Origin of the sequence: Polaromonas sp., from assembly GCF_049790275.1 — a bacterium.
Lineage (GTDB): Bacteria > Pseudomonadota > Gammaproteobacteria > Burkholderiales > Burkholderiaceae_C > Polaromonas.
In genome coordinates this window covers 1-2,786 of record NZ_JBAQYR010000067.1, presented here as the reverse complement: position 1 = coordinate 2,786, position 2,786 = coordinate 1, and the positions used below count along the sequence as shown (strand labels likewise).

Annotated in this window: 2 protein-coding genes; both read left to right on the top strand. The window is 63.3% G+C overall.

Annotated elements, in window-relative coordinates:
* Positions 1-257: 257 nt before the first annotated feature.
* On the top strand, positions 258-1,145 hold the full coding sequence (locus WA904_RS09680) for an adenylate/guanylate cyclase domain-containing protein (RefSeq protein WP_425196917.1): 888 nt from the start codon (positions 258-260) through the stop codon (positions 1,143-1,145).
* 64 nt (positions 1,146-1,209) lie between these two features.
* On the top strand, positions 1,210-2,786 hold a 1,577-nt coding region (locus WA904_RS09675), incomplete at its 3' end, for a serine/threonine-protein kinase (RefSeq protein WP_425196916.1).

Sequence of the window (2,786 nt, the reverse complement as noted above, 5' to 3'; positions counted from 1 at the left end):
GGCGCATTGACCCGGTGCTGTTCTACCGCATTCTCTACCTCGGCATGTTTCTGACCGGCATCAAGCTTCTCTGGGACGGTTTTCACTAGAAACCGGTGTGCCGTTCAAGTTTGCGCGGCGAACCGGTAAAACGTCACAACCGGCCCAGGCGTGTTTTCTGTGAAAATCTGCGGCATGAGAACAAATGCTTACGTGTTGACGCCTGAAGCCGGCCGTGCTGTTGTTTTCTTTATCCTTTTGGTTACGGTGGCACTTGCATGACCACCGTCGATTTTGCCGACCTCGTGGGCAGCACCAGCATGTTCGAGCGGCTGGGGGATGAAACTGCCTCGCGGTTTGTCACCCAACTGGTCGGGGCGCTGAGCCAGGTTTTTGAGCAGCACAGCGGCCGTGTCGTCAAGCTGCTGGGCGATGGGCTGTTTGTTGTGTTTCCCCAGGAAGGCGATGCGCTGGCGGCCTGCGTCAGCATCCAGAAGCGTTTCCTGGACAAACCTATCCGGGCCGGCGGCAGCGGTGCACCCGTACAGATGCAGATGGGCATCGAGTCGGGAGAAGTCGTCGAGATCGACGGCGACTGTTTCGGCGACACCGTCAACTCGGCCGCGCGCCTGGCCGACCTGGCCGGTGCGGCGCAAATCCTCACCACGCAGAATGTCTGGTCGGCCCTGGGGCCGATGCAGCAGGCGTCGCTGCGCAGCCTGGGGCCCATGCACCTGCGCGGCAGGGTGGAAGCCAGCCATGTGTACCGTGTCGAATGGCAAAGCGGGCGCGATGAAGACGCCACCATGATGGGCCGGTCGATGGCCTCCGATGCCCGGCCCCTGGTTCTCGAACTGGTGGCCGGCGAGCAGGCCGTGCGTATCAATGCCGGCAACGCAAAGATGTCCATAGGCCGCGGCGCCGGCGCGTCACTGGCCCTGAACGACCCGCGGGTGTCGCGCATGCATGCCACGCTGGAGTGGCGTGGCGGGCAGTTCGTGCTCAGCGATGCGTCCAGTTATGGCACCTGGGTCTACTTTGGCAACCAGAACGAAGCCGTGGTGCTGCGCCGTACCGAGTGTTATCTGGTGGGTAACGGCCAGATCAGCGCCGGGTGCGAGCGCAAGGAAGGCAGCCCGCTGATCAGTTTTTCCATCATCGGCTGACGCTACACCGATAGAATCGTTTGTTTCCAAACGTATCCCGCTGGCCTTCCTGCCCTTTGAACCCATGAGCCTGAACAAGCTTGGTCGCTACGACATCACCCGCGTGCTGGGCAAAGGCGCGATGGGGCTTGTCTATGAGGCACGCGATCCGAACCTGGACCGCCGGGTGGCGATCAAGACCATCAAGGTGGAAAACCTGTCGGAAGAAGCCGCTGCAGAATACGAGGCACGTTTTCGCACCGAGGCGCGTTCGGCTGCCCGCCTGCAACATCCCAATATCGTGAGTGTGTATGACTCGGACCGCCATGGCGACATGGCCTTTCTGGTCATGGAGTTCATTCAGGGCGAAGACCTCAAACACCATCTGGACGCGGGCCGGCGTTACTCGCTGGAGGAAACGCTGCGCATGGTGCGCGACCTGCTGTCCGCGCTGGACTATGCGCACCGCCAGAGCATCGTGCACCGGGATGTGAAGCCGGCCAACCTGCTGATTGAGGCAGATGGCCGCGTCAAGCTGACCGATTTCGGCGTCGCCCGCATCCAGGATTCCGGGGAGGCCACGCGCACCCAGGGTTCCATGGTCGGCACCCTCAAATACATGTCGCCTGAGCAGGTGCAGGGCGTGCCCATCGATGCGCGGGCTGACCTGTTTGCAGCAGGGGTGGTGTTGTACCAGTTGCTGACCGGCAAACGGCCTTTTGACGGCGATACCGATTTCGCCATCATCCAGCAGATCGTGGGTCACGTTCCGGCGGCGCCCAGCACCTTCAACGCGCTCTTGCCGAAGTCCATCGATGCGGTGATGGCGCGTGCGCTGGCCAAAAAGCGCGACGAACGCTTCGCCACCGCGCAGGAGTTTTCGCAGGCACTGCAGGAAGCCAGCGGGCAGGCCTCGGACCCGACCATTGTTCCGCCGGTCAGTCCGCCCGGTCGCCGCAATGGGGTCGCAACGGATACGGGCAAGTCGCGCGCCGGCGGCTCGACGGTCAGGCTGGCTTCGTCGGGAACGGATACCGGCTCGACGGTGACGCAGGAACTCGAGCTGGTTTACTGGAAAGACATCAAGGATTCCGAGGATCTGGAAGACCTGGAAGGTTTCCTCGACAAGTTTCCCTCCGGTATTTATGCCGACCTGGCGCGCCGGCGTTTGAAGAAGCTGGGGGGAACGGTGCTGGCGGATGGCTCCGGGACCGGCTCAACGGCGACGGCGACGGTGGTTTCTTCGGAGGAGGTCGGTGAATGGACCCGGCTTCAGGGGCTTCATACGGAAGCCAGCCAGGCGATCCAGGCCCCCGCCGCGGTGGCTGCGGCCGAGCCAGCGGCCAGTGTGGCCCCCGAACCTGAAGCTGAAGCTGAAGCCGAAGACTCTGACCTGACGTGGCAAAGCCCTTCAACCGTGCCGCTGCAGGACCCGCCGCCACCCCGCATGCGGGGTGGCGCAGTCTCTGCGCCAGAGGTATCTACCGCACAGCCTGCAACAGGCGCAGAACCTGCCCGTCGCTCCAAAGTGCCTATGGTGGCATTTGCCGGCGTGGCCGTGCTTGTGCTGGCGGGGCTGGCATTCCAGTGGGCGACCGGCGACAAGGCGCCGCCTGCCAAGGTATCTGCCGATACTGCCTTGCCGGCCGCGGCGGTGGGCAC